23 protein-coding genes are annotated in these 26182 nt (G+C 71.7%); 14 read left to right on the plus strand and 9 right to left on the minus strand.

Going from position 1 to position 26182, the window contains the following annotated elements; genetic code table 11:
* Positions 1–7 precede the first annotated feature (7 nt).
* Genes ACIBQZ_RS15900 through ACIBQZ_RS15910 form a run of 3 tightly spaced genes read left to right on the plus strand, consistent with a single transcriptional unit; the run spans position 8 to position 2171 of the window.
* Entirely contained in the window at positions 8–343 is a 336-nt protein-coding gene (locus tag ACIBQZ_RS15900; protein ID WP_396089344.1) for a PadR family transcriptional regulator, read from the plus strand.
* Positions 340–1230, plus strand: coding sequence for a permease prefix domain 1-containing protein (locus ACIBQZ_RS15905; RefSeq protein WP_396089345.1), 891 nt, complete (start codon positions 340–342; stop codon positions 1228–1230). Before ACIBQZ_RS15900 ends, ACIBQZ_RS15905 begins: the two co-directional genes overlap by 4 nt.
* Positions 1227–2171 (plus strand): NAD(P)-dependent alcohol dehydrogenase, encoded by a 945-nt coding sequence (locus ACIBQZ_RS15910; protein WP_396089346.1) that lies wholly within the window; start codon positions 1227–1229, stop codon positions 2169–2171. Before ACIBQZ_RS15905 ends, ACIBQZ_RS15910 begins: the two co-directional genes overlap by 4 nt.
* On the opposite strand, the gene ACIBQZ_RS15915 is transcribed toward ACIBQZ_RS15910, so the two are convergent.
* The 3 genes from ACIBQZ_RS15915 to ACIBQZ_RS15925 all read right to left on the minus strand — a co-directional run bounded on the left by ACIBQZ_RS15915 (position 2161) and on the right by ACIBQZ_RS15925 (position 5922).
* On the minus strand, positions 2161–3006 hold the full coding sequence (locus ACIBQZ_RS15915) for a sugar ABC transporter permease (RefSeq protein WP_396089347.1): 846 nt from the start codon (positions 3004–3006) through the stop codon (positions 2161–2163). The two genes, ACIBQZ_RS15910 and ACIBQZ_RS15915, sit on opposite strands and share 11 nt — an antisense overlap.
* On the minus strand, positions 3003–4595 hold the full coding sequence (locus ACIBQZ_RS15920; RefSeq protein WP_396089348.1) for an ABC transporter permease subunit: 1593 nt from the start codon (positions 4593–4595) through the stop codon (positions 3003–3005). Before ACIBQZ_RS15920 ends, ACIBQZ_RS15915 begins: the two co-directional genes overlap by 4 nt.
* An 85-nt stretch (positions 4596–4680) precedes the next feature.
* Complete coding sequence (locus ACIBQZ_RS15925) at positions 4681–5922, minus strand: extracellular solute-binding protein (protein WP_396089349.1); 1242 nt, start codon at positions 5920–5922, stop codon at positions 4681–4683.
* Between the two features lie 215 nt (positions 5923–6137).
* On the opposite strand from ACIBQZ_RS15925, the gene ACIBQZ_RS15930 reads away from it, so the two are divergent.
* From ACIBQZ_RS15930 to ACIBQZ_RS15940, 3 genes are all read left to right on the plus strand, one after another.
* Positions 6138–7190, plus strand: a complete 1053-nt coding sequence (locus ACIBQZ_RS15930; protein WP_396089350.1) for a LacI family DNA-binding transcriptional regulator — start codon at positions 6138–6140, stop codon at positions 7188–7190.
* A gap of 18 nt (positions 7191–7208) precedes the next feature.
* On the plus strand, positions 7209–7814 hold the full coding sequence (locus ACIBQZ_RS15935) for an alpha/beta hydrolase (protein ID WP_396089351.1): 606 nt from the start codon (positions 7209–7211) through the stop codon (positions 7812–7814).
* A gap of 423 nt (positions 7815–8237) precedes the next feature.
* Positions 8238–9632 carry a hypothetical protein gene (locus ACIBQZ_RS15940; RefSeq protein WP_396089352.1) on the plus strand — a complete coding sequence of 465 codons (1395 nt, stop codon included), beginning with the start codon at positions 8238–8240 and terminating at the stop codon, positions 9630–9632.
* A gap of 602 nt (positions 9633–10234) precedes the next feature.
* Here the strand turns inward: ACIBQZ_RS15940 and ACIBQZ_RS15945 are convergent.
* A complete protein-coding gene (locus tag ACIBQZ_RS15945; protein ID WP_396089353.1) occupies positions 10235–10783 on the minus strand; it encodes a peptidase inhibitor family I36 protein in 549 nt (182 codons plus the stop codon).
* 139 nt (positions 10784–10922) lie between these two features.
* On the opposite strand from ACIBQZ_RS15945, the gene ACIBQZ_RS15950 reads away from it, so the two are divergent.
* The 3 genes from ACIBQZ_RS15950 (at position 10923) to ACIBQZ_RS15960 (ending at position 14270) form a co-directional block, all read left to right on the plus strand.
* The gene (locus tag ACIBQZ_RS15950) at positions 10923–12338 is read left to right on the plus strand and encodes a PLP-dependent aminotransferase family protein (protein ID WP_396089354.1); all 1416 of its coding nucleotides are present in this window, start codon (positions 10923–10925) and stop codon (positions 12336–12338) included.
* Between the two features lie 190 nt (positions 12339–12528).
* A complete protein-coding gene (locus tag ACIBQZ_RS15955) occupies positions 12529–12900 on the plus strand; it encodes a PadR family transcriptional regulator (RefSeq protein ID WP_396089355.1) in 372 nt (123 codons plus the stop codon).
* On the plus strand, positions 12897–14270 hold the full coding sequence (locus ACIBQZ_RS15960; protein WP_396089356.1) for a permease prefix domain 1-containing protein: 1374 nt from the start codon (positions 12897–12899) through the stop codon (positions 14268–14270). Before ACIBQZ_RS15955 ends, ACIBQZ_RS15960 begins: the two co-directional genes overlap by 4 nt.
* 94 nt (positions 14271–14364) lie before the next feature.
* Here ACIBQZ_RS15960 and ACIBQZ_RS15965 read toward each other — a convergent pair whose 3' ends face one another.
* Positions 14365–15309 (minus strand): aquaporin, encoded by a 945-nt coding sequence (locus tag ACIBQZ_RS15965; RefSeq protein WP_396089357.1) that lies wholly within the window; start codon positions 15307–15309, stop codon positions 14365–14367.
* Between the two features lie 748 nt (positions 15310–16057).
* On the opposite strand from ACIBQZ_RS15965, the gene ACIBQZ_RS15970 reads away from it, so the two are divergent.
* Positions 16058–17866: a carbohydrate-binding module family 20 domain-containing protein gene (locus ACIBQZ_RS15970; protein WP_396089358.1), complete on the plus strand. Its 1809-nt coding sequence runs from the start codon at positions 16058–16060 to the stop codon at positions 17864–17866.
* A gap of 62 nt (positions 17867–17928) precedes the next feature.
* Here the strand turns inward: ACIBQZ_RS15970 and ACIBQZ_RS15975 are convergent, their stop codons facing one another.
* The gene (locus ACIBQZ_RS15975) at positions 17929–18843 is read right to left on the minus strand and encodes a 2-hydroxyacid dehydrogenase (RefSeq protein WP_396089359.1); all 915 of its coding nucleotides are present in this window, start codon (positions 18841–18843) and stop codon (positions 17929–17931) included.
* 25 nt (positions 18844–18868) lie between these two features.
* Entirely contained in the window at positions 18869–19843 is a 975-nt protein-coding gene (locus tag ACIBQZ_RS15980; protein WP_396089360.1) for an NAD(P)-dependent alcohol dehydrogenase, read from the minus strand.
* A gap of 108 nt (positions 19844–19951) precedes the next feature.
* Here ACIBQZ_RS15980 and ACIBQZ_RS15985 point away from each other — a divergent pair, with 108 nt between their 5' ends.
* Positions 19952–20647, plus strand: coding sequence for a TetR/AcrR family transcriptional regulator C-terminal domain-containing protein (locus tag ACIBQZ_RS15985; RefSeq protein ID WP_396089362.1), 696 nt, complete (start codon positions 19952–19954; stop codon positions 20645–20647).
* A gap of 9 nt (positions 20648–20656) precedes the next feature.
* Here ACIBQZ_RS15985 and pgm read toward each other — a convergent pair whose 3' ends face one another.
* Positions 20657–22300, minus strand: coding sequence for a phosphoglucomutase (alpha-D-glucose-1,6-bisphosphate-dependent) (gene pgm / locus ACIBQZ_RS15990; RefSeq protein WP_396089363.1), 1644 nt, complete (start codon positions 22298–22300; stop codon positions 20657–20659).
* Positions 22301–22426: 126 nt separating this feature from the next.
* On the opposite strand from pgm, the gene ACIBQZ_RS15995 reads away from it, so the two are divergent.
* The 3 genes from ACIBQZ_RS15995 to yaaA are packed head-to-tail and all read left to right on the plus strand — an operon-like array spanning position 22427 to position 25318.
* Positions 22427–24112: a copper resistance CopC/CopD family protein gene (locus tag ACIBQZ_RS15995; protein ID WP_396089365.1), complete on the plus strand. Its 1686-nt coding sequence runs from the start codon at positions 22427–22429 to the stop codon at positions 24110–24112.
* A 45-nt stretch (positions 24113–24157) separates the two neighbouring features.
* Positions 24158–24502: an STAS domain-containing protein gene (locus ACIBQZ_RS16000; protein ID WP_396089366.1), complete on the plus strand. Its 345-nt coding sequence runs from the start codon at positions 24158–24160 to the stop codon at positions 24500–24502.
* 9 nt (positions 24503–24511) lie between these two features.
* Positions 24512–25318 carry a peroxide stress protein YaaA gene (gene yaaA, locus ACIBQZ_RS16005; protein WP_396089367.1) on the plus strand — a complete coding sequence of 269 codons (807 nt, stop codon included), beginning with the start codon at positions 24512–24514 and terminating at the stop codon, positions 25316–25318.
* A gap of 1 nt (position 25319) precedes the next feature.
* On the opposite strand, the gene ACIBQZ_RS16010 is transcribed toward yaaA, so the two are convergent.
* A complete protein-coding gene (locus ACIBQZ_RS16010; protein ID WP_396089368.1) occupies positions 25320–25937 on the minus strand; it encodes an FKBP-type peptidyl-prolyl cis-trans isomerase in 618 nt (205 codons plus the stop codon).
* Between the last annotated feature and the right edge of the window lie 245 nt (positions 25938–26182).

Consider the following 26182-nt stretch of genomic DNA (forward strand, 5'->3'; position numbering starts at 1 on the left):
TTCACTCATGGCCGACGATGAACTGCTGAGCACGCACCTGCAGGAGCTGCGGCGCGGGACGGTCGTGCTGGCCTGCCTGCTCGTGCTGACCAGGCCCAACTACGGCTACGCGCTGCTCGACCTGCTCGCGCGGCGCGGGTTCTCCGTGGACGCCAACACCCTCTACCCGCTGCTGCGCCGGCTCGAGAAGCAGGGCCTGCTCACCAGCGACTGGAACACCGACGAGGCCCGGCCCCGCAAGTTCTACCGGACCAGCGACGCCGGCGTCGCGCTGGCCGGGACCCTCAGCCATGACTGGGATCAGCTCGACACCGCACTACGCACCCTGAAGGGCGAGTCATGAGCAACCTCACCGACCGCTATGTCCAGTCCACCCTGCGCCGCCTGCCCGCCCGGCAGCGCCCCGACATCGAGCGCGAGCTGCGCGCCTCCATCGCCGACGACGTCGATGACCGGATCGAGGCCGGCGGCGACCCGGACTCCGCCGAGGTCGAGGCGCTGACCCACCTCGGCGACCCGGCCCGGCTCGCCGCCGGGTACGCCGACCGCCCGTTGCAGCTCATCGGCCCCGCCGTCTACCTCGACTACACCCGCATGCTGAGCACCCTGCTCGCGGCCGTGGTGCCGGTCGTGGCCGCGGTCGTCGCGTTCCTCGGGGCGGTCGACGAGGAGCCCTGGCTCACCGTGGCCGGCGACAGCCTCGGCGCCGCGGTCACCACCGCCGTCCACATCGCGGTCTGGACCACCGTGGTCTACGCGCTCATCGAGCGCAGCCCCACGGTGCGCCTCACCGCGGACCGCCCGTGGACCCCGGACGCGCTGCCGGAGCCACCCAGCCGCCGGGCCCGCTGGGGCGAGCTGGTCGCCGAGACGGTGGTCCTGGTGTTCGTCACGACCTTCCTGCTGCTCTCCCCCGGCTTCCTCTCCCCGTGGCTCTACGACACCGGCTTCGTCTGGGTCTTCATCGCCCTGGGCGTCGCGTCCCTCGCCACCTCGTTCGTCCGCTACTACGTGCGCTGGAGCCTGCCGGTCGCGCTGGCCGGCTCGGCCGTCTCCGCCGCCGGCGCAGCGACGCTGGCCTGGGCCGCCGCCACGGACCACCTGCTCGAGCCCGGACCCGACTGGCCCGCCGGCACCACCACCTGGGTCACGGCCGGCCTGATCGCCCTGGCCGCCTGGAGCCTCCTGCAGGCGGTCGCCGACACCTTCACCCACGCGAGGCGCTCGTGAAAGCCCTGACCTACCACCGGTACGGCACCCCCGATGTGCTGTCCTGGTCCGACGTGGACCAGCCGATCCCCGGTCCGCACGACGTCCTCGTCCGGGTCCGGGCCGCCTCGCTCAACCAGGCCGACCTGTTCATGCTGACCGGGACCCCGCGCATCGCCCGCCTGGCGTTCGGGCTGCGCCGGCCGAGGGCGACGATCCTCGGCCGCGACGTCGCGGGCACGGTCGAGGCGGCCGGCGCGCAGGTGACCCGGTTCCGGCCCGGCGACGAGGTGTTCGGCGAGGTGGAGCAGCGCGGCTTCGCCGAGTACGTGACCGCGCCGGCGGCCCACCTGGCGGCCAAGCCGGCCGGGGTGTCGTTCGCCGACGCCGCGACGCTGCCGGTCGCGGCGACCACGGCCCTGCAGTCCGCCCGCCTGGCCGGGCTCGGACCGGACCGCACCGTGCTGATCAACGGCGCCTCGGGCGGCGTCGGCACGTTCGCCGTCCAGATCGCCCGGACGCTCGGCGCCACCGTCACCGCCGTGTGCAGCACCCGCAACGCCGGCCTCGCCCGCGAACTCGGCGCCCGGGAGGTCATCGACTACACCCGCGACGACCTGACCGGCCGCTACGACGCCGTCATCGACCTGGCCGGCAGCCGGCCCCTCGCCGAGATGCGCCGCCTGCTGACCCCGCGTGGTGTCTACGTGGCGTCCACCGGCACCGGCGGACCGCTGCTCGGCCCGGCGCCGCGGCTGCTCGGCGTCGTGCTCGGCGGCTCCCGCCTGCGGGTGCTGACCAGCCGGCGCGACGTCGACGACCTCACCCTGCTCGCCGGGATGGTCGAGCGGGGTGAGGTCACGCCGGTCGTGGAGCGCACGTACCCGATGGCCGAGGCCGCGGCCGCGCTGTGGCGCCTCCGGGACGAGCACGCCCGGGGCAAGATCGTGCTCAGCCCTTGACGGCCCCGGCGGTCAGCCCGTTGACGATGTAGCGCTGGAGCACCTGGAACACCAGCACCGTCGGGACGGCGGTGAGCAGGGTGCCCGCGCAGAACATCCCGAAGTTGTTGTTGCGCTCCCCCGCGACCAGGCCGTACATGCCGACCGAGAGGGTCTTGGCGCCGGTGTCGGTCAGGAAGACGTTCGCGATCAGGAACTCGTTGATCGTGCCGATGAACGCCAGCAGCCCGGTCACCGCCAGGATCGGCGCGACCAGCGGCAGCAGGATCCGGAAGAACGTCTGGGCGTGCGAGGCGCCGTCCATCGTGGCCGACTCGTCCAGCTCCCGCGGCACGGTGTCGAAGAAGCCCTTCATCAGCCAGGTGTTCACCCCCAGCGCCCCGCCCAGGTAGAGCAGGATCAGGCCCCAGGCCTGGTTGAAGCCGATGGCCGGCCACAGGTCGGTGATCGTGGAGAACATCAGGAAGATCGCCACGATCGCCAGGAACTGCGGGAACATCTGGATCAGCAGCAGCGCCAGCAGCCCGATCCGCCGGCCGCGGAACCGCATCCGGCTGAACGCGTACGCGGCCAGCGCCGACAGGAACACCGACGCCACCGCCGACACGCCCGCGATCAGCACCGAGTTGCCGAACCAGCGGGCGAAGTCGGTGTCGGCCAGCAGGTTGGCGAAGTTGCCGAGCGACGCCCCGGTCGGCACGGCCTCGGTCGACGACAGCGTGCCCAGCGGGTTCAGCGCCGCGGACAGCACGAACACGATCGGGAACAGCGAGAAGACCAGCGCCAGCAGCGCGACCCCGTGCCGCCAGCCCACCCGGGCGAGCCACTTCGTCATGAGTAGACCTCTTCCTGGCGGCGGGTGCTGCGGAAGCTGACCGCGGAGATCACCGCGACGATCGCGAAGATGAAGATGCTCACCGCGGCGGCGAAGCCGTACTCCGCGCCCGAGCCGCCGAACGCCAGCCGGTAGGTGTAGGTGATCAGCAGGTCGGTAGCGCCGTTCGCCGGGTTGTCGGCCGGGAACGGCGCGCCGTCGGTGGTCAGGTAGACCGCGTTGAAGTTGTTGAAGTTGAACGCGAACGACGAGATCAGCAGCGGCGTGAGCGCGACCAGCAGCAGCGGCAGGGTGACCCGCCGCAGCGACTGCCACGGCGAGGCGCCGTCGATCCGGGAGGCCTCGGACAGCTCCGGCGGGATCGCTTGCAGCGCCCCGGTGGCGACCAGGAACATGTACGGGTACCCGAGCCACAGCTGCACCAGGATCACCGCGACCCGCGCCGACCCCGGGCCGCCGAACCAGTCCACGTCCAGCCCGAACAGGTTGTTGATCAGCCCGAAGTCGGTGTTGAACATGTCCCGCCAGACCAGCAGCATGGCGAACGACGGCATCGCGTACGGCAGCACCAGCAGCGTCCGGTAGAGCGCGCGCCCGCGGACCCGCGGCGAGTGCAGCGCCAGCGCGCAGCCCAGGCCGAGCACAAACGTCCCGCCGGTGGAGGCCAGGGCGAAGATCAAGTTCCAGACCAGGGTACGGGCGAACGGCCCGGAGACCGCCGAGTCGGTGACCAGCCGGCCGAAGTTGCTCAGCCCCACGCCGACCCGCCAGCCCTGCGCCAGCCGTTCGCCGTCGGCCGCCACGAACGCGCCCACCTCGTCGTCGGCGGTCCAGGTCCGGCCGGTGGCCACGTCCCGGACGCAGTCGCAGCCCTCGTCGTAGGCCCGCCCGGCCTTGCCCTCGTAGGCGCGCGACAGCCCCTGCGAGCGGATCGCGCCGCCGGGGGTGGGCACCGCCAGGTCGGTGATCTCCTGGCTGCGCGCACTGGCCTGGCCCCCGTTGAGCAGTGTGTAGCCGGCGGCGGCGGTGACCCGGCCGGCGGCGTTCACCGTGACCTCCCCGGCGGGCAGCGGCTCCAGCCCGTCGGCGGTGCCGGCCGAGACCACCCTGGTGGCGGGGTCGGTGACCAGGAAGGTCAGCGCCCCGGTGGCCGGGTCGCCGGTGGTGGCGACCGTCAGCGCGTACTCGGTGGAGCCCGGCACCCGGGTGACCGACGCGGTCTGGATGGCCACGACGGCCTCCCGCTTGTCGCCGCGGTGCCCGTCGCTGAAGTTGGTGAAGGCGGTCGCCGCGGTGTAGCCCACCGGGAACAGCTGGAAGACGATCAGGAACAGGGTGCCGGGCACGAGGTACTTGGCGGGCACGTGCCGGCGGCCCGTGTACAGGTAGAACAGCCCGGCGGTGGCCGCCACCAGGACGGCCAGGCCGAGCCAGGCCCGCTCGGCGATCAGCGGGAACGCCGCCCAGACGGCGAGCCCGGCGACCAGGCCGAGCAGGACGACCTTGATGAGGGGGCCGGCGAGGCCGCCCCGGCCGGAGGGCTGGGGCGCCTCGGCCGGGGCGGTCTCCCGCTCAAGAAGAGCAGTCATTACTGCGCCGCCTTCGCCATGCCCTCGTGGCCCTCGCCTGCGAGGCCGCGGCACGGTGCGGCTGGGTGCCGCTCGGTGCAGTCGGTCATGGCTTGATCTGACCCGAGATCGTCTTGGCAGCCGCGGTGAGCGCCGTCTTGGGGTCGGCGCCGGCGATGACCGCGGACTCGGCCTTGCCGAACGGGTCCCAGACGGTGGCCATCTCCGGGATCGCCGGCAGCGGCACCGCGTTCTTGCCGGCCTCGACGAACTTCGCGAGGTCCGGGTCGGTGCCCTTGACCTGGTCGTAGGCGGCGATGAGCACCGGCGGGCGGGGCTCGGCCTGGTACAGCGCGACGGCCAGCTCCGGCGTGGTCACGTAGTTGGTGACGAACTCCTGCGCCAGCGCCTTGTTCTTGCCCTTGGCCGCCACGTAGAACGACTGCACGCCGAGGAACGGCTGGGCCGGCTTGCCACCGGCGAAGCCCGGCACCGGCGAGATGTCGTAGGCGATCTTCGCCTTCTTCACGTCGGTGATCGCCCACGGCCCGGAGACCAGGTACGCGCACTTGCCCGCGGTGAAGGTGGCGATCGAGTTCTCCACGGTGATCGAACGCTTGAGGGCGCCCGCACCCTTCTCGCCCAGCGCCTGGATCTTCTTGAACGCGGCGATCGACTCGGGCTTGCCGATGCCCAGGTCGTTCTTGTCGTACTCGCCGGTGGCGGTGGTGCCGAACAGGTACCCGCCGGCCGAGCTGAACAGCGGGTACGCGTGGTACGCGTCGCCGTTCTGGCCGACCTGCAGGCAGAGCGTCTCGGCGGCCTTGGCCTTCTTCGCGTCGGCGACCAGGTCCTCGATGGTCGCCGGGGCGTCGGGGGCGAGCTTGGTGTTGCGGATCAGCGCCAGGTTCTCGGTCGCGTACGGCACGCCGTAGACCTGGCCGTTGAAGGTGACCGCCTTGACCGCGTTCGGGGCCAGGCCCTGCTGCTGCTCGGCGGTCAGCTGCACCGGGTCGATCGCGCCGTTCTGCACCAGGTTGCCGATCCAGTCGTGCGCGCCGACCATCACGTCCGGGCCACTGCCCTGCTGGGAGGCGGTGACGAAGGTGGTCTGCTGGTCCTTGGAGATGGCCTGGACCTCGACCGTGACGCCGTTCTCGGCGCCGAACTTCTCGGCGAACGGCTTGAGCGCGGCGGCGCGCTTGTCGTCGCCCCAGATGACCAGCTTGCCGCCGGCTCCCGCGGGGGCGGCGGAGGGGGTGGTGTCGGGATCGTCGCCGCCACTACAGCCCGCGGCGGCAAGCGCCAGGGCCAGGACGGTGACGACACCCGCGGTACGGATGCGCATAATCTTCTCCAATCGGGCACGCGGCGGCGCCCGACACTCTTGCAAGGACAGAAAGGGGGGAACCGGATGCAAGGCCCCCATAGGCCCAGCCCGGCTGTTGCGGGGACGTTAGCAAGGGATTTCCGTGAATGGAAGACCTTGCAACCCTTCCGCAAGAAGTTCCAGGTGTGGTGTAACCACGAGCCCCGGACACGGACAGTTCTATAGTGACGCCCATGCGCGCACGACTCTCCGACATCGCGCGCCAGGCCGAGGTCAGTGAGGCGACGGTGTCGCGGGTCCTCAACGACCGGCCCGGCGTCTCCCCCGAAACCCGCCAGGCGGTGCTCACCGCCCTCGACGTCCTGGGCTACGAACGCCCCGAACGGCTGCGCAAGCGCAGCGCCGGGCTGGTCGGGCTGATCGTCCCGGAGCTGGAGAACCCGATCTTCCCGGCGTTCGCCCAGACGATCGAGTCGGCGCTGTCGCAGAGCGGCTTCACCCCGGTGCTGTGCACCCAGACCCCCGGCGGCGTGACCGAGGACGAGTACGTGGAGATGCTGCTCGACCGCCAGGTGTCCGGCATCGTGTTCGTCTCGGGCCTGCACGCCGACACCACCGCCGACCACGAGCGCTACCGCCGCCTGGTGCAGCGCCCCCTGCCGATCGTCCTGATCAACGGGTACGCCGAGGGCCTGGACGCCCCGTTCATCTCCTGCGACGACCGGCTGGCCGGCGAGCTGGCCGTGTCCCACCTGGTGGCGCTCGGGCACAAGCGCATCGGCTTCGTCTCCGGCCCGGACCGGTTCCTGAACGTGCAGCGCAAGCTGTCCGGCTACCACGCCGCCATGCGCCGCGAGCTGGGCATCCGCGACCGCGACCTGGACGAGCTGGTGGCCCTGACGCTGTTCGGCGTGGAGGGTGGCGAGGTGGCGGCGGGCCAGCTGCTGAGCCGGGGCGCCACGGCGATGGTGTGCGGCTCCGACCTGATGGCCCTGGGCGCGATCCGCGCGGCCCGGCGCCGCGGCCTGAGCGTGCCACGGGACGTGTCGGTGGTCGGCTTCGACGACTCACCGCTGATCGCGTTCACCGACCCGCCGCTGACCACCCTGCGCCAGCCGGTGGCGGCGATGGGCAACGCGGCGATCCGCCAGCTGGTCGACGAGATCAACGGCCACGGCGCGCCGCGGTCGGAGTACGTCTTCTCACCGGAGCTGGTGGTCCGCGGCTCCACGGCCATCAACAAGGCGGGCCGGCCCGCGGAAACCGTGGACATCACCGCCGCCTGACCGAATGACCATCGCCGAATGACCGAGACCTACTGGCCGCGTCCGGCCGCACCGCACCGCGTGGCAGGCGACCCGGACCGGGTGGTCTTCCTCATTCCCGGCCTGGCCTACTCCGCCGAACGGCCGCTACTGCATTTCGCCCGTGCGGTGTTCCTGCGGCACGGCTGGACCACGCAGGAGGTCTGGTGGCCGCAACGTCCTCCGCAGCGCGCCGGCCAGGATCTGCCCGTCTGGTTCGGTCGGCAACGCTCCTTCGTGCACGCGCACCTGAGCCGGATCCTCAGCACCGAAGCGGCGCCGAAGATCGCCCTGGTGGGTAAGTCGATGGGCGCGTTCGCCGCCGCGCTGGCCGCCGACCGGGGCCTGCCCGGCATCTGGTTGACCCCGGTGTTGCGCGATTCCGACGTGCCGGGCGACCTGCGGCGCAGCACGGCGCCGTTCCTGCTCGTGGGCGGCTCCGCCGACCCGTCCTGGGACGCCGGCCTGGCCCGCGGGCTGGGCCGGCCGTTCTTCGAGGCCGAGAACGCCGATCACGGCATGGAGACCGACGCCGATCCGGTGAACTCGGCGGACATTCTCCGGCGAGCGACGAGCGCCATGGACACCTTCGTGGCGCGGCTGTGAAGCCACCGCGGTGTCTGGTCCGGATCGGAGCCACGCGGTGACGGTCGCCGCCCGGTCCGCGAAGTCGGCACGTTCAGCGGCGCGTTCCCCTCGGCACGACCGGGTCCTCCGAGCGACCCGCGCGGCGATGACGGCTCCCACGATCGGGGCGATCAGGTAGACCCCCGGCAGGTGGGGTTCTCCCGCGAGCAGGGCCGGGCCCAGCTGCCGCGCCGGGTTGGCCGGCAACCGCCGAAGGACGCTCTGAGCGCGTCGTTCTGCCGGCGGGCTCAATCGCCACCATCGGGAGGTCACCGCCGATCGGCAGGTGTCAAATTCCGGCGACCTGCCTGGTGACCTGGTAGTGAATCATTGTTGGTGCAAGGCTCGGACAACAACGCCGGGGGCCGGCCCCGTCGCTGATCTTCGCGGGGGCGAGATGTCATGGGTGTGCTGCGCAGTCTGATACCGCCACGGCTGGCGGATGACCTACCGCCCAAGCTGAACGAGATCGAGCGTCTGGCTCTGCAGTGGTTCGAGAACTATCTCCTGATCAACAGGTTCTGTTTCGACGCTCAGGGAAACGTCATCGCCGACCCCAGGGAGCCGCGTGGTCCGCTGATCGGCAGCCCCGCGCGGACGCCCGAAGAGGCCGCGCAGGACATGCAGCAGCAGTGGCGGATCTTCCGCGACGACCTGACGATGCTGCGCCAGAAGTTCGAGGCTTTCTACGGACTCGACCCGCTGGACTTCACCATCCTCGTCGGCAAGCTGGGCGGCACCGACTCCAGGGTGGCGCCGGACGGCGGCGCGCCGACCAGCGTGCACGACCGCATCGGCTACGCCTACGACGAATGGATCATGCCGGTCGACGGCCTGATCGGCGAGAAGCAGTGGACCGGGGAGGCCGCGGTGCCCTTCCAGGAGCGGTTTCTCAAGCCCTCACACGTGGCGTCGCAGCAGCAACAGGCGTACGCGCAGGTCCTGGCCGTGATCGCGCAGACCTACCACGAAGCCGTCACCACGGCCCACCGCTACCTGCTGACCACGGCCGACACCTGCATCGCCCGGCTCAACGGTGAATCCGGCGCCCCGGGTCAGGCCGCCGATGTGGAGGCGCTCTCCTGGGTGTCGATGATCAGCGGCGCACTGTCGCTGTTCCCGCCGCTGTCCGCCATCGCCGGCACGATCTCTTTCACCACCAGCGTCGCCGGCTATGCGCGCGGCAAGCAGGACGAGCCGCCCGCCGAGGCGCCGATCGAGGGCACGGCCGGCCCGCAAGTGATCCAGGGCGCGCACCAGGTTCTGGTGTCGATCGAGACGGGACTGTCCGATCTGGACGCGGAGCTCGCCAAGTCGCTGAGCCAGGATCTGGACAGCACAACCGGGTTCGCGAGCCCGCACCTGCGGCTCGAACGTCCCCTCCTCGCGGACGGTCCGCAAACGATGGGAACGTTGACGATCGACAACAACACGCCGATGAACACCAACGTCGTCGTGTCCGTCGTGGACCTCTACAGAGCGGGTCACGTCAACCTGCCCGGCGCCGCCGGCCAGTACGCCGCCGCCGTCGACAAGCTGGCCACCTGCCTGGCGCCCGGCGCGTCGAGCACCTATTTTCCCCGGTCGGTGCCCAGGTTCGACACGGCGCGCGACCTCCTGCACGGCATCCTGCAGGGCACCGCCGACTCGCTGGCCGCCTGCGGTGACGCCCTGGTCGCGTGCGCCAAGGACTACCGTCTCACCGACGACGAGCGGGCTGCGTTCCTGCAGCGCATCGGCAGCCTCCTGCAGCCGGCCGCCGACCCGGACCCCACACCCCGCCGGGGCCCGATCTGATGGAGCCGCAACGCGTTTTCGCTGCGGCCGCCTGGGCAACCGGCCGGGACCTGGGCGACGACCAGGACGGCTGACAGACCGAGATAGCCACGCTGCCGGATGGCTGCCGGCGCTCGGTTCGATGGCCGAGGCTGGAGATGCGGGACCCCCGCACGCAGGTAGGTGCGTGCGGGAACGGGAGGCTTGAACCACCGCCGGCTCCCTGGTGGTGTGGACCCGAAATCCCGGCGCCGGGCGGCGACCGTGCCGTCCGGGCCCACCACGAACGTCTCGAAGTTCCACTGGATGTCCGGGCCGTCGCCGACCAGCTCGCGGTCTGCGATCACGCCGCCCGCAACGGCTGGGCCTGTGTCAGCCGCGGTCGCGTTCCGCGAGCAGGACGGCTGCTTCCGACTGCTCAACCTGGCGGACGGTCGGCGACTCCGGACTGCGCCGGACCCCGGCCTTCCCGGCTCATCCGCCAGCTGGGAGGCGGCTGGCCTACGACACCCGGACCGGCCGACAGCCGGCCCGACGCGGTGGCTGGCTGATCGGCATCGGGGACGGATGGGATAGTGCAGCCCTGCACTATCCCGTCCGACTATCCGGAATCCTCGATGAGTTCAGCAGTACCGGTACACGAATGATGCCTTGTCGTTCGCCGCGTCCCCGACATAGGAGATTGCCCCGGGGTTGTAGTTGGTGAAGAGCCAGAAGTGAGAGATGTCGTGGTAGCTGATCGGGGTGGTGGTGCTGTTGTCGACCGAGGACACGCGGTTGTTCCAGCCGAAGTCTCCGAGATACTGCTCGTAACAGCTCGAGAGCCTGCCTCGCGGGTAGCCGAAATTGATGTTCTCGTAGAAGCAGAACCAACTTCTCGGACAGTCGGGGGCGGCGAACGCGCGCGCTCCGGGCAGGGCGTAGGTCACCACGAACTTGCCGTTGTCGTACGAGACCTCGTTGCGGCTCGTCTGCCTGCCCCCGGGGGCGATCTTCAGCTGGAGGGCGATCTGCTGCTTCAACTCTGCGTCCGAGCGGGCTTGCCGGTGCAGCAGGGGCGATGCCGCCGCCGATGATGCGGACCGGTCGGAAGGGACTGCGGCCGACGCCGGCGCCGAGGCGATGGCCGATGCGACAATGAGCGCCGCCCCCGTGGCCGTGACGATTCGCATGAGTCGTCCGAGGCGCATCTGTGTACTTCCTTCCTCGCGCTTTGCATTGATGGACTGCGTTGACCGTAGGGGCCCGTGGCGATCGGCACCGAGAGCCAATTCGGGGGCGGCTTGACCGGTCCACTTAGGATCTTGCGGCATGGAGGTCGCCATTCGGCTGGATCGGAGCGCGGGTCTGCACGGGCAGATCTACCGGCAGCTTCGCGACGCCGTCCTGGGCGGGCGGCTGCGTCCGGGCGAGGTCCTGCCGTCCAGCCGCGAACTGGCCGGACAGCTGCGGGTGTCCCGCAACACGGTGACGGCCGCCTATGAGCGGCTGATCGCCGAGGGCTACCTGACGGGGCAGGCGGGGGCCGGGACCTTCGTCAACGCCCGGCCCGAGGCGGAACCGGCCGTGCCGCAGCCATCGCACGGTGTTCTGACGCCCCGCGCGATGTGGGAGCCGATGCCGGTGCCGCCCGACTACGGCAACGCTCCCGAGTTCGACTTCCGGATCGGTGCGCCGGACGCGCGGCTGTTCCCGTACGCGACCTGGCGCAGGCTCCTGGCGGACCAGTTCCGATTGTCGGCCGTGGGCACCGGCATGCCCGCCGAGCCGGCCGGCCACCTCGGACTCCGTGCCGCCATCGCCCGTCATCTCCGCACGGCCCGGACCATCGAGACCCAGCCGCGGGACGTGCTGGTGACCTCCGGCGTGCAGCAGGCACTCGACCTGATCGGGCGGGTGCTGCTCGAGCCGGGTGCCGTCGTGGCGATCGAGGAGCCCGGCTATGTGCCGCCGAAGCTCGTGTGGGAGGCCCAGGGCGTACGGGTGATCGGCGTCCCGGTCGACGAGCAGGGCCTGATCGTCGAGGCGCTACCACCGGACGCGCGGATGGTCTACGTGACGCCTTCCCATCAGTACCCGACCGGCGTGGCCCTGTCGCTGCGGCGTCGCGCCGAGCTGCTCGCCTGGGCGCAGAGGCACGACGCGGCGATCGTCGAGGACGACTACGACAGCGAGTTCCGCTACACCGAACAGCAGCTGGAACCGTTGCACAGTCTCGATCGCAGCGGCCGCGTCCTGTACGTCGGTTCGTTCTCGAAGGTTCTGCTTCCCACCCTGCGGCTGGGCTTCCTGATCCATCCGCCTTCGCTTCGCCACGCCCTGCATGCGGCCAAGTTCGTCACCGACTGGCACACCAGCCTGCCCATCCAGGCAGCCATGGCCGATTTCGTGGAGCAAGGCCTGTTCGGGCGACACCTGAGGCGGGTCCGCCGGGTGTACCACCGGCGCCACGAACGCATCGCGGCCGCGCTCGCCGGCCCGCTGTCGAAGCATCTCGCGGCCGTGCCCTCCGCGGCGGGCCTGCATATGAGCGCGACGCTGCGCGGAACGGCCGCGGCAGACGCGCTCGACCGGGCCCAGGCGAGCGGCATCGGTGTAGCAGCCTATCCCGAGATCGCCACCGCGGCGCCCGATTCGCCGGGCCTCGTCTTCGGGTACGGCATGATCGACGTGGGCCGCATCGACGAAGGGCTGGCCCGGCTCCACCGGTGCCTGGACGCCGACTGACACGACCACAGGGCATCGTGGGATGAACGTACCTGGACGACAATCGATGGATTCAGCGTCCGGGGGAGCATCCCCCGGCTGACCACGTGCGGGTCTCGCTGGCGTGATCAGGTGTGGACCGCCGGATCGTTGTGGCCCTTGATACCTAGGGCTACTATGCCTCGTACTTCTAGGTATGAAGGGGGCGCTCGTGCGGGTGACCAAAGATCTGGTGGCCGCTTCGGCGACACCGATCGTGCTCGGCATCCTCGCCGAGGGCGAGAGTTACGGGTACGCCATCCTGCGCCGGATCAGTGACCTGTCCGGCGGCGAACTGGATTGGACCGAGGGCCTCCTCTATCCCCTGCTGCACCGGCTGGAGCGTCTCGGTCACGTCGAGGCGAGCTGGCAGGTGGTCCCCGGGGAGCGCCGGCGCAAGTACTACCGCATCACCCGGCAGGGCCTGGCCGAACTGGCCGAACAGCAACGTCAGTGGCGGACGGTCGTCGAGGCGCTCCAGCAGGTCTGGCCGCGCATCGCCGACATCCGGCCGCTGTTCACCCCTCTGGAGGGCAACGCGTGACGGTCACCGACGGCAAGGACGAGCTGGAGGCCCAGTTCGCGGTGTGGCGGGAGTACGTGCGCCGCCGCCCCGAGCTGGCCGAGTCGGACGCCGACGAGCTGGAGGACCACCTCCGGGACTCGGTCGACGGGCTGGTCTCGAACGGGCTGGCCGCCGACGAGGCGTTCCTCATCGCGGTCAAGCGGATGGGCGGCCTGGACGACCTGTCCCGCGAGTTCGCCCGCGAGCATTCCGAGCGGCTGTGGAAGCAGCTGATGTTCACCGGCGACGCCGGCGACCCGGTGCGCAGGAGCCGATCCCGGCGCGACGTGCTCGCCATGCTGGTGTGCGCGTTCGGGGCCGCCGTCTCGATCAAGATTCCGGAGCTGTTCGGACGCACCTTCGATGACGGTGGCCTGTTCTACAGCATCAACCTGGCCCTGTTCGCGCTGCCGTGGCTGGCGGGGTTCCTGCTGTGGCGGCGGCGGCCCGGCGCCGGTGTGTGGGGTGCGCTGGCAACGCTGTTCGTGCTCGGCGCCGTAGTGGCCAACGCCTACCCGATCGACGAGGACTCCCAGTCGGCCGGCCTGATGGCCACGCACCTGCCGGTCGCCCTGTGGCTGGTGGTCGGGCTGGCCTACGTCTCCGACGATCTGCGCTCGGCCCGGCGGCGGATGGACTTCATCCGCTTCACCGGCGAGTGGTTCGTCTACCTGGTGCTCATGGGCCTCGGCGGCGGGGTCCTCATTGCTTTCCTGTACGGCATCTTCAACGCGATCGACGTCGAGCCGGACACCGTCATCGGGAACTGGGTGGTCCCCTGCGGCTTCGTGGCCGCGACCGTCGTCGCCGGCTGGCTGGTCGAAGCCAAACAGGGCGTCATCGAGAACATCGCCCCGGTGCTCACCAGGATCTTCACCCCGCTGTTCACCGTGGCGCTGCTGGCCTTCCTGATCACCATCGGCTGGAACGGCCGCGGAATCGACATCGACCGCGAAACGCTGGTGCTGTTCGACCTGCTGCTGGCAGTGGTCCTCGGCCTGCTCCTCTACTCCCTGTCGGCCCGTGACCCGCAGGCACCTCGAGGCCCGTTCGACGTACTGCAACTGGCCCTGGTGGTGAGCGCACTGGTGATCGACGCCCTGGTCCTCTACACCATGGCCGGCCGCATCGCCGAATACGGCACCACCCCCAACAACGTGGCCGCCCTGGGCGAGAACATCGTCCTGCTGGCCAACCTGGCCTGGTCGGCCTGGCTTCTGCTGCACTTCGTCCGCCGCCGCGGCACCTTCGCGGCCATCGAACGCTGGCAGACCGGCTACCTACCGGTCTACGCACTCTGGTTCTGGACCGTGGTCCTGCTCCTGCCCCCACTGTTCAGCTTCCGCTGACCTCAACGACGCAATCGCCCCCGCCGCACCGGCGGGGGCAGCCACCCCCTGCCTCGCCGAGCACGGGGATCCCGAGCTGATCGAAGGGAATGGTTCACCACGCCTTCCACTGCGGGTCTCGCTGAGCAGGAAACGGACAGCGGTCTTCCTTGACGTTCGGGCCCCGCACGGAGATGCGCGGGACCTGGTGGACCACGCCGCCGGTGCCTGTCACCGCCGAGGCGTCGTCTCGGCGAACCCCGATCTGGTGACCCTCCTCCGTAGCCCGGGCCGCCCACGCCGCGACGACCGCACCCACGATCGGGGCGATCAAGTACACCGCCAGCAGACGGTGTTCTCCCGCGAGCAGGGCCGGCCCCAGCTGCCGCGCCGGGTTGGCCGAGCCGCCGGTGACCGTGCCCAGGATCGCGCCCTGAACCCCGAACAAACCTCCCATGATCCAGGGAAGCCAGGGGCCCGTGACCCGGCACATGACCACCACGATGATCGCGAGCACGACGGCTTCCACAACAGCGACGGCCGAGCCGGACCGCCCGGCGGCGGGCTGCACCACGGCGCCGGAAGCCGCGGCACCCCAAGCAGCCTGGTTCAGCGCCGCAGCCACAACTGACCCGGCGGACTGAGCGGCGAGATACGGCAACACCCGCCGCGCCGGCGTACGCCCGGCAACAAACGAAGCCAGCGTGATCGCCGGGTTCATGTGGGCACCGCTGAACCGCCCCGGCCGCGACACGATGAACCCGACGATGACCAGACCAACGGCCATCGACACGACCGCCACCCGCAGACGTGTCTCGGCAACCCCCGCTCCAACGGCGGCCGTACTGATGCCCCACCGCACCAGCCCGAAAACGCTGACCATGAACGCCGTCGTCAACCAGAACTCCACCGCGGCGGCGACGAGATCCTGACGCTCGGGCCGCAGGACCGACGCCCGCCGCCGAAGCCCACCAGGCCCCCCAGCCCCCCGTCGTGCCGCGACCATGTCCACTGCTGCCGCGCGGGGAACCGTGCCCGCGCGGCCGGTTAGTAACGCCATGATCCCAGCCTCGCCCCCGACCCCCACCAAGATCAGAGGCATTGGACCCCTCCCAAGACCCCAAGGTCCACGGCACGCACGTCGCCACCCAACAAAGGGGACTCGACATCATCAACGCCCCCGAACTCCCAGGCCTCCGCTTCCCAGCCCCAACGGCCCCCCGGCCACCAGGCAACCCGCAAAGCCCTCCTCACCGCCCTGACCGAGCAATCGCCCAGGCACTACCGCAACCGGCGCGGTCTATTCGCTTGCCCCACCGCCCAGGCCGGCCTGCCCGACGAAATCCCCTACAGGAGCCACAAGCGCGGCAGCCAGACCCCAAACCGCAAGGGGACCGCCCAGGCCAACCTGCAACCAGCAGCGAGCAACCAAAAACCTGCCGGGCCGGGAAACCGTGCAAGGCGGGGGCCGGGGGGGGGGCCCCCCCCCCCCAGCAAAAACCCCCCCCCCCCCCCCCGGGGGCCCCCCCCCCCCCCCCCCGCCGTCCACCGCAACCACTGTCACAACCATTAAGTTGATCTTTGAAAGTTCTTGCCACCCCACCACCTGCAAGAACCGACCCTCACCTGCCACTTCGCCCCAACAAGCCCGCCACCAAGGACGAAATCCTGCAAGAGAAACAGGACGGAAGCCAACAAACAACCCACCGGGATAGAGGCTCATCACTTTACCCCTCGGAAACACCCTGATAACTTCCCGGCACTTACGCAAGAAGTTTCAAGCGGTCGCCGTCCCCCGGAGGTTCCCCATGCGTACCCGTCAGGTCGTCGCCGCCGCGACGACCGCTGTCCTCGCCACCGCCCTCCTGGCGGTAGGCGTCCTCCGCACCGCCGAGACCGCCGAGGCCTCCCCCGCCTCCCCCGGCGCCAAGGACGTGATCGTCCACCTCTTCGAATGGTCCTGGCCCTCGGTAGCCAGCGAGTGCACCACCACCCTCGGCCCCAAGGGCTTCGGCGGTGTGCAGGTCTCCCCGCCCCAGGAGCACGTCGTCCTGCCGGGCAGCGGCTACCCCTGGTGGCAGGACTACCAGCCGGTCAGCTACAAGCTCGCCACCCGGCGCGGCGACCGGGCCGCCTTCGCGAGCATGGTGCAGACCTGCCACGCCGCCGGCGTGAAGATCTACGTCGACGCCGTCGTGAACCACATGGCCGGCGGCGCGTCCAGCGGCACCGGCAGCGGCGGTTCCACCTACAGCCACTACGCCTACCCGGCCGTGCCGTACGGCAACGACGACTTCCACCACTGCGGGCGTAACGGCAACGACGACATCGCCAACTACGGCGACCGCTGGGAGGTGCAGAACTGCGAGCTGGTCGACCTGTCCGACCTCAAGACCGAGTCCTCGTACGTGCGCGGCAAGCTGACCGCCTACCTCAGCGACCTGGTCTCGCTCGGCGTCGACGGGTTCCGGGTGGACGCGGCCAAGCACATGCCGGCCGGCGACATGGCGGCGTTCCTGGAGCCGGTCACCGGTGACCCGTACGTGTTCTCCGAGGTGATCGAGGGCGGTTCCGGCGAGCCCACGCCGGAGGAGTACACCGGCTTCGGCGACGTGACCGAGTTCCGCTACGGCGACGTGGTCGGCGGGGCGTTCCAGAGCGGCAGCCTGTCCAACCTCAACAACCTCGCGAGCTCCATGCGGCTCGGCTCCGGCGACGCGGTGGCCTTCGTGGACAACCACGACACCCAGCGCAACGGCCGGGCCAAGCTCACCTACAAGAACGGCTCCTCGTACGCGCTCGCCGAGGCGTTCATGATCGCCTGGCCGTACGGCGTCCCGCAGGTCATGTCGAGCTTCACCTTCAGCAACAACGACGCCGGCCCGCCCACCGCGAACAACGGCACCACCAACGCGGTGAGCTGTGGCAACGGCTGGGAGTGCGAGCACCGCTGGCGCACCACCGCCAACATGGTCGGGCTGCGCAACGCGGCGGCCGGCGCCGGGGTCACCAACTGGTGGAGCAACGGCTCGAACCAGATCGCGTTCGGCCGGGGCAGCACCGGGTACGCGGCGTTCAACCGGTCCGGCTCGGCGCTGACCCGCACCTTCCAGACCTCGCTGCCGGCCGGCACCTACTGCGACGTGATGGCCGGTGACTTCGCCAACGGCTCGTGCGGCGGGCCGTCGTACGCGGTCAACGGCAGCGGGCAGGTGACCGCGACCGTGGGCGCCAACGCCGCGCTCGCCCTGCACGTCAACGCCCGCACCACCGGCACGACCACCCCGACCACGCCGCCGACCGACAACCCGGCCGGCTGCACCACCGCGGCGACCACGTTCGCGGCGACCGTGAGCACCACCTGGGGCCAGAACGTCTTCGTCACCGGCAACACGGCGGCGCTGGGCAACTGGGACCCGGCGAACGCGGTGGCGCTGTCGTCGGCCACGTACCCGGTCTGGCGGGCGACGGTGAACCTGCCGGGCAACACCGCGGTGCAGTACAAGTACCTCAAGAAGGAGGGCTCGACCGTGGTCTGGGAGAGCGACCCGAACCGCACCCGCACCACCGCCTCGGCGTCGCCGTGCACGGCGACCTGGACCGACACCTGGCGGTGAGCAAGGCCCCGGCCGCCGCTGCCCGAGTCCGTGCGGGTGGCGGCGGCCGGTCCCGTTCCCGGTCAGGAGCGCAGCACCACGTTGACCGGGTCGGCCCCGGTCAGCAGCAGCGCGATCTGCCGCTGGACCAGCCGGGCGACCCGCGGCAGCATGGCGGTGGACATGCCGCCGGCGTGCGGGCTGATCAGCACGTTCGGCAGCCGGAACAGCTCGTGCCCGGCCGGCAGCGGCTCGGGGTCGGTCACGTCGAGCGCGAAGCGCAGCCGCCCGGAGCGGGCCTCGCGGAGCATCGCCGCGGTGTCGGCGACCCGTCCGCGCGCGACGTTGACGACGATCGCCCCGTCCGGCAGCGCGGCCAGGAAGTCCGCGCCGACCAGGTGCACGGTGTCCTCGGTGAGCGGCACACCGACGATCACCACCTCGCAGGCGGGCAGCAGCGTGGGCAGCTCGGCGATGCCGTGCACCCCCTCGCGCGCGGTCCGCGCCACCCGGACCACGTCGACCTCGAACGGCGCCAGCCGGGCCTCGACCGCCCGGCCCACCCCGCCCTGGCCGAGCACCATGACCCGGCGGTCCGCCAGGCTCGGGTACCAGGAGGGCGCGCGGGGTCCCGCCGCCCGGACGAAGTCGGGGATGCCGCGCTGGGCGGCCAGCAGCAGGGCGAGGGCGAGCTCGGCGGTGGACGTCTCGTGCACCCCGCGGGCGTTGGCGTAGACGTGCCCGGGCGGCAGTGCCTCGGCGACGCCGTCGTAGCCGAGATACTGCGCCTGGACCAGCCGGGTCCGCACGCCGGCCAGGTGGCGCAGGTGCTCGTTGCCCGGCCGGTACGGCACCACGACAAGATCCAGGTCGGCGCGCGGGGCCGGGCCGGCCATGTCCCAGCGCAGCAGCTCGACCCGGGGCGCGACGTCGCCCAGCGCCTCCGCGAGCCGCGCGTCGGGCACGCTCACCCGGAGTGTTGCCTCTGGCAGGGTCACCAGACGACGGTAAGCGATCGTGCGGTCAAACGGTGAGCACGACCTTCGCGCGGGCGTGCTCCCGTTCCACGTACCGGATGGCCTCGGCCGTCTCGCTCAGCGGATGCGTCCGGTCGATGACCGGGGTGAGGGTGCCGGCCTCGACCAGCTCCCCGAGCGTCACCAGGTTCGCCCGGCTCGGGGTCGCGGTGAGCGTGACCACGCGGTGGCGGACGAACCGGGCAAGCAGGCTCCCCCGCACCACCAGGCCGATCGGCCCGACCAGGCTGCCCCCTTCGGAGACGCCGCCGCCGGAGAGCACCAGCGTGCCGGTGGGGGTCAGGGCGCGGCGGAGGTCGGCCAGCGAGCGGTTGCCGACCAGGTCGAACACCACGTCGTAGCGCCGGCCGTCGCGGGTGAAGTCGTCGCGGGTGTAGTCGATGACGTGATCCGCGCCCAGCGACCGGACCAGCTCGGCGTTGCGGGTGCTGCACACGCCGGTCACCTCCGCGCCGAGGAACTTGCCGAGCTGGACCGCGAAGGTGCCCACCCCGCCGGAGGCCCCGTTGATCAGGACCCGCTGGCCGGGCCCCACCTGCGCCAGGTCCCGCAGGCCCATCAGCGCGGTGTTGCCCGCAAGCGGGAGCGCCGCCGCCTGCGCGAAGCTCAGCCCGGCCGGCTTGGCCGCGACCGCGTCCTGCGGGACGCAGACGTATTCGGCGAACGCCGACGGCCCCTCGCCGAACACCTGGTCACCCGGCCGGAAGCCGGTGACGTCCGCGCCGACCGCGGCCACCTCGCCGGCGAAGTCGGTGCCGCGGATCCGGATCCTCGGGCCGCGCAGCCCGAACGACAGGCGGGCCAGATAGGGGTCGCCGCGCATGGCGTGCCAGTCCCGCGCGTTGACCGCGGCGGCCCGCACCCGGACCAGCACCTCGTGGCCGGCCGGCACCGGCTTGTCGACCTCTTCGCAGCGCAGCACGTCGGGGGCACCGTACCGGTCGTGGACGATCGCCTTCATGGGGTCTCCTTCAGGTCACTACCGCCAGGTGTACGGTGTACACCGGATGCCGGGAACGGTAGGTGTACGCCGTACACCTGTCAAGGGTGATCGGAAGGGTGGCCGGGCATGGCCGAGCAGCTGGACACTCCCCGCAGAGCCCCGCTGAGCAGGGAGAAAGTGCTGCAGGCGGCCGTCGTGCTCGCCGACCGGGCCGGCCTCGAGGCGCTCAGCATGCGCAAACTCGCCCAGGACCTGGGCGTGGTGCCGATGGCGCTCTACAAGCACGTGGCGCACAAGGAGGAGCTGCTCGACGGCATGGTCGACGTTGTCGTCGGCGAGATCGACCCGCCGGCCGGCGGCACCGACTGGCAGAGCGCGGTGCGGCAGCGGATCCTCTCGGCGCGCCGGGCGCTGCTGCGGCACCCGTGGGCGGCGCAGGTGATCGAGTCGCGGGCCGCGCCGACCCCGGCCGTGCTGGCGTACCTGGACTCGACGATCGGCATGTTCCGCCGGGGCGGCTTCTCGATCGACCTCACCCACCACGTCATGCACGCCATGGGCAGCCGGATCCTGGGCTTCAGCCAGGAGCTGTTCGCCGACCCGCCGCCCACCGACCCGGCCGTCCAGGCGGCCATGGCCCGCGAGCTGGCGGGCCGGTTCCCGTACGTGGCCGAGCTGGCCGTGGCGGCCGCGCACGTCGAGGACTCGGTGGTCGGCTCGGGCTGCGACGACCAGTTCGAGTTCGAGTTCGCGCTGGACCTGCTGCTGGACGGCATCGCGGCACTGCACCGCCAGGGGTGGAGCTCCACCCCCGGCGGCTGAGCGCGGGCGTCAGCCCTTCAGGGCGGCCGAGACCACGCCGCGGGCCTCCTCCTGGATCCGGGCCAGGTGCTCCGGGCCCTTGAACGACTCCGCGTAGATCTTGTAGACGTCCTCGGTGCCGGACGGGCGGGCCGCGAACCAGCCCGACTCCGTGGTCACCTTCAGGCCGCCGATCGGCGCGTTGTTGCCCGGCGCCGAGGTGAGCACCGCGGTGATCGGCTCGCCGTCCAGCTCCTTCGCGGTCACCTGCGACGGCGACAGCTTCGCCAGGATCGCCTTCTCCTCGCGGGTCGCCGGGGCGTCGATCCGGGCGTACGCCGGGTCGCCGAAGCGGGCGGTCAGGTCGCCGTAGTGCTCGCTCGGCGTGCGGCCGGTCGCCGCCAGGATCTCCGAGGCCAGCAGGTCCAGCAGGATGCCGTCCTTGTCGGTGGTCCACGGGCTGCCGTCCAGGCGCAGGAACGACGCGCCCGCGCTCTCCTCGCCGCCGAAGCCGACCGAGCCGTCCAGCAGGCCCGGCACGAACCATTTGAAGCCGACCGGCACCTCGTCGAGCTTGCGGCCCAGGTCCGCGGCCACCCGGTCGATCATCGAGGACGAGACCAGGGTCTTGCCGATCGCCGCCGCGGCCGGCCAGCCGGTGCGGGCCTTGAACAGGTAGGCGATCGCCACCGCCAGGTAGTGGTTCGGGTTCATCAGCCCGCCGTCGGGGGTGACGATGCCGTGCCGGTCCGCGTCCGCGTCGTTGCCCGTGGCCAGCTGGAACCGGTCCTTACTGGCGATCAGCGAGGCCATCGCGTACGGCGACGAGCAGTCCATCCGGATCTTGCCGTCCCAGTCCAGCGTCATGAAGCCGAAGGTCGGGTCGACGTCGGGGTTGACCACGGTCAGGTCGAGGCCGTAGCGGGAGCCGATCTCGCCCCAGTAGCCGACGCTGGCGCCGCCGAGCGGGTCCGCGCCGATCCGGATGCCGGCCCCGCGGATCGCCTCCATGTTGATGACCGAGCCCAGGTCGTCCACGTACGTCGCCAGGTAGTCGTAGCCCGAGACCAGCTCCGAGGCCGTGGCCCGCGACGCCGGGATCCGGCGTACCTCCTTGAGGCCGGCCGCGATGAGCGCGTTCGCCCGGTCCTGGATCCACTTGGTGGCGTCGGTGTCGGCGGGGCCGCCGTGCGGCGGGTTGTACTTGAAGCCGCCGTCGTCCGGCGGGTTGTGCGACGGGGTGACCACCACGCCGTCGGCCAGGCCGGAGGTGCGGCCCTTGTTGTAGGTCAGGATCGCGTGCGACAGCGCCGGGGTCGGCGTGTAGCCGTCGCGGCTGTCGATCAGCACCCGGACGTCGTTGGCGGCGAACACCTCCAGCGCGGAGATCATCGCCGGCTCGCTCAGCGCGTGCGTGTCGCGGCCCAGGTAGAGCGGTCCGTCGGTGCCCTGGTCCCGGCGGTACTCGACGATGGCCTGGCTGGTGGCCAGGATGTGGCCCTCGTTGAACGCGGTCCGCAGGCTGGAGCCGCGGTGCCCGGAGGTGCCGAAGGCGACCCGCTGGTCGGCGACCTCGGGGTCCGGGTGGCCGGTGTAGTAGCTGAGGACCACCCGGGGAACGTCGATCTTGTCGCGGGAATCGGCGGGCGTGCCGGCGCGGGGATGCACGGACATCGGGGAGCCTCCTAAAGGGCGTGGACCTGCCCGGGATCGTATCGTCGGCTGGTACCCGGCACAGCAGATCGGTAAGCGGCCGGGCACGGATTGAACCTTTCGCCGCGGTGATCCGAACTACCTACCGTGACAAGGGCAGCAGCGGCTGGGGGGCCGCGGATCGGGCGCGCGCTCATCGTGGTGATGATCGTCTGGGGCACGGTGCTGCTCCCGGGCCGGCCGGCGGCCGCGCACGCGGCGCTGGTGACGGCCACGCCCGAGCCGGGCAGCGTGGTGGCGAGCGCCCCCGGCGAGATCACCGTCACCTTCAGCGAGGGCATCCGCCCGGTCGCGGACCGCACCCAGGTGCTGGCGCCGGACGGCAAGCGGATCACCGGCGCGGTCACCGCCGCCGGGGCGACGCTGCGGATCCAGGTGCGGCGCGCAGACCAGCCGCTGGGCACGTACCTGGTCAGCTACCGGATCATCTCCGGCGACAGCCACCCGGTCGGCGGCGCGATGACCTTCTCGGTCGGCGCGCCCTCGGCGCGGCCGCCGGAGCGTGAACCCGGCAGCGTGCACCCGTCGGTCGCAGCGGCGGTCCCCGCGGTCAAATTCCTCGGGTACGCCGGCCTGACCCTGATCCTCGGTCCGGCGCTGCTGCTCGCCCTGCTGTGGCCCCGCCGGTTGTCCCGGCGCGGGCCGACCCTGCTGGTCCGGGCCGGGCTGATCGGCACCGCCGCGGCGACGCTGGGCGCGCTCTGGACCCAGGCGCCGAACAGCAGCGGCGCGCCGCTCTGGGACGTCTCGGTCACCGAGCTCGCCGACGTGCTGGCCAGCCCGTTCGGGCTCGTGCTGCTCGCCCGGCTGGCCGTGCTCGGCGCGGCCGCCGCGCTGCTGCCCGCGGTGCTGCGTCGCCGTGGCGGCGGCGGCCGGTGGCGCGGGGGCGCGCTGGCGGCCCTGGCGGTCGCGGGGCTGATCACCTGGCCGCTGACCGGGCACGCCGCGGAGGCGCCGCTGGCCGCCGCGATCGTGGCCGCGGACGTGGTTCACCTGGCGGCGATGGCCGTCTGGCTCGGCGGGCTCGTCACGCTGGCGGCGTTCCTGCTGCGCGGCGCCCACCCCCGGGCGCTCGGGGTGATCCTGCCGGCCTGGTCCCGCTGGGCGATGCTGGCCGTGGTGTGGCTGGTCGGCGCGGGCACCGCGCAGGCGGTGGTCCAGGTCGGCTCGGTCGGCGCGCTGTGGGACACCGGGTACGGCCGGCTGGTGCTGGCCAAGGTCACGATCGTGGCCGGGGTGCTCGGCGCCGCCGCCTTCGCCCGCAAGCTGGTGCACCGCTCCCCGGTCACCGCCGGCGGGATCGGACGGCTGCGGCGCACGGTCGGGGTCGAGCTCGCCGCGACCGTGCTGGTGCTGGGGCTCAGCGCGGTGCTCGTGCAGGTCACCCCCGGCCGCAGCGTCACCGGCGAGCGGGCCGCGAGCACCGAGAGGGGCGTCTCGCAGACGCTGACCTCGGAGCTGTTCACGCTGCAGTACTCCGTCTATCCGGTCGAGCTGGGCGAGAACAACACCGTGCACGGCTTCACCTACACGCCGCAGGGCAAGCCGCTGCCGGCCGCGGAGTGGACCGTCACCACCCGGTTGCAGGGTCAGGACCTCGAGCCGGTGACCGCGCCGATGCTGCCGCTGCACCCGCGCAACGACGCGCTGGGCGCGCTGACGTTCCCGCTGCCCGGCACGTACGAGGTCAGCTTCACCGTCCGGGTCAGCGACATCGACCAGGCCACGGTCCGGACCACGATCACCGTGCCGCAGGTTCCGCCGGCCTCCTGACGGGGCAAGCCGTGGGCTCCGCCCATGTCATCAGGAGGCCCCTCCGTGCAAGTGACCGTGATCGGGAACCCCGATGACACCGTTGTCGTGACCGTGCGCGGTGACCTGGACGACGGCTCCGACACCGTGCTGGGCACCACGCTCGACCAGGTGCTGGACCGGCCGGTGCCGCGGGTCGTGGTGGACGTCTCCGGCATCGACTTCTGCGACTCCGTCGGGCTGCGCTCGTTCCTGACCGGGCACGAGCGGGCCCGGGCCGCCGGCGGCTGGCTGCGGCTGGCCGCACCCGGCGGGCCGCTGCGGGACCTGCTCGCCGTGGCCGGGCTGTCCGCGCGGCTGGAGGTGTTCCCCAGCGTGGCCGACGCGCTGACCACCGGCCCGGACTTGTAATCTCGCGGCGTGCTGATCCTGCTGCCGCCGTCCGAGGGCAAGACCGCGCCGGCCGCCGGCGCACCCGCCGACCCGGCCGGCCTCTGGCTCCCCCGGCTCGCCCCGGCCCGGCGCCGGGTGCTGTCCCGGCTCGTCGCGCTGAGCAAGCGGACCAGCGCCCGCGGGGTCGCGGACTCGCTGGCGGTGCTCGGGCTCAGCCCCGCCCAGCACGCCGAGGTGGCCCGGAACGCCGGGCTGCCCACGGCGCCGACCGCACCGGCCGCGCACGTCTACACCGGGGTGCTCTACGAGGCGCTCGACGTGGCCGGGCTGGCCCCGGAGGCGCGGGCCTGGGTGGACGAGCGGGCCGCGGTGTTCTCGGGGCTGTGGGGGGTGCTGCGGTTGACCGACCTCATCCCGGCGTACCGGTGCTCGGTCGGGGTGTCGCTGCCGGTGCTGGGTGGGCTCACCGCGTACTGGAAGAGGCAGCTCAGCCCCGCGCTGGACCGGGCGGCCGGCGACGGCCCGGTGCTGGACCTGCGGTCCGGCGCGTATGCGGCGATGTGGGCGCCGGCCGGCGCGCTCGCCGGGCGCACCGCCGCGCTGCGCGTGCTGCACGAGCGGCTGGTCGGCGGCGAGGCGCGCCGGTCGGTGGTGAGCCACTTCAACAAGGCCACCAAGGGGCGGCTGGTGCGGTCGCTGGCCGAGGCGGGCGCGCGGCCGGGCTCGGTGGATGAGCTGCTGACCGCGCTGCGCGACCTGAAGTTCACCGTCGAGGAGCGGCCCGTCGCGGCGGGCCGTCCTCGTCAGGTGGACGTTGTCGTGCGCGAGCTCTGAGCTACTGGGCGGCCAGCACGTCGACGACGAAGCGCAGATCGCCGCTCGGGCGGCCCTCCGGCGCGGGGTCGCCGTAGGCCATCTTGGCCGGGATGTCGAGCTGCACCCGGCTGCCCACGGCCACGCCGACCAGGCCCTTGTCCCAGCCCTCGATGAGCTGGCCGGCGCCGACCGGGAACTGGGCCGGCTGGCCGCTCTTCCAGGACGAGTCGAACTCCTTGCCGTCCTTGTACGTCACGCCCACGTAGTTGGCCTGGATGGTCTGCCCGGCCTGCAGCTTCGGGCCCTTGCCGGCGATGATCTCGGTGACCTTGAGCTCGGTGACCTTGCCCTTGCCGGCCTTGACCGTCGGCGGCTGCTGCAGCGCCGGGTCCAGCGGGGTCTGCGCGGCCGGCGGCTGCGCCGGGTCGCTGGGCGCGGGGGCGGGCTCGGTGGGCGCCGCGGCGGCCGGGTCGGCGGGGGCCGAGGCCGCGGCGGGCGCCGCCGGCGTGTCGTCGCCGTCGGAAACCTGGATGCCGATATAGACGGCGACCAGTACGGCGAGCACGGCCACACCCGCGAACGCGCCGGTCAGGGCCTGACCCCGGCTGCTGGTCCCGGTCTTGTCCTGGACGCTCATCTGATTCGGACTCTCCTGTCAAAGGGACACGCATGAAGACTCCGGACACCGTACTCGCCGTCGTGCGGTGCGCCGGGGCGAACCTCCGCCGAACCGCCGACGCCGGTGATCATCCGGACGGCCCCGTTACTCATTTCGCTCTTCTCCGTCACTCACGCAAGGTGAGACGGTGTACCTCCCCACAGCACCACGGCAGCCGCCCATCGCCGGCACCGACTCACCGCACCACTGCTACTCGGGACAAC

This window comes from Actinoplanes sp. NPDC049599 (assembly GCF_044465625.1).
Classification (GTDB): Bacteria; Actinomycetota; Actinomycetes; order Mycobacteriales; family Micromonosporaceae; genus Actinoplanes.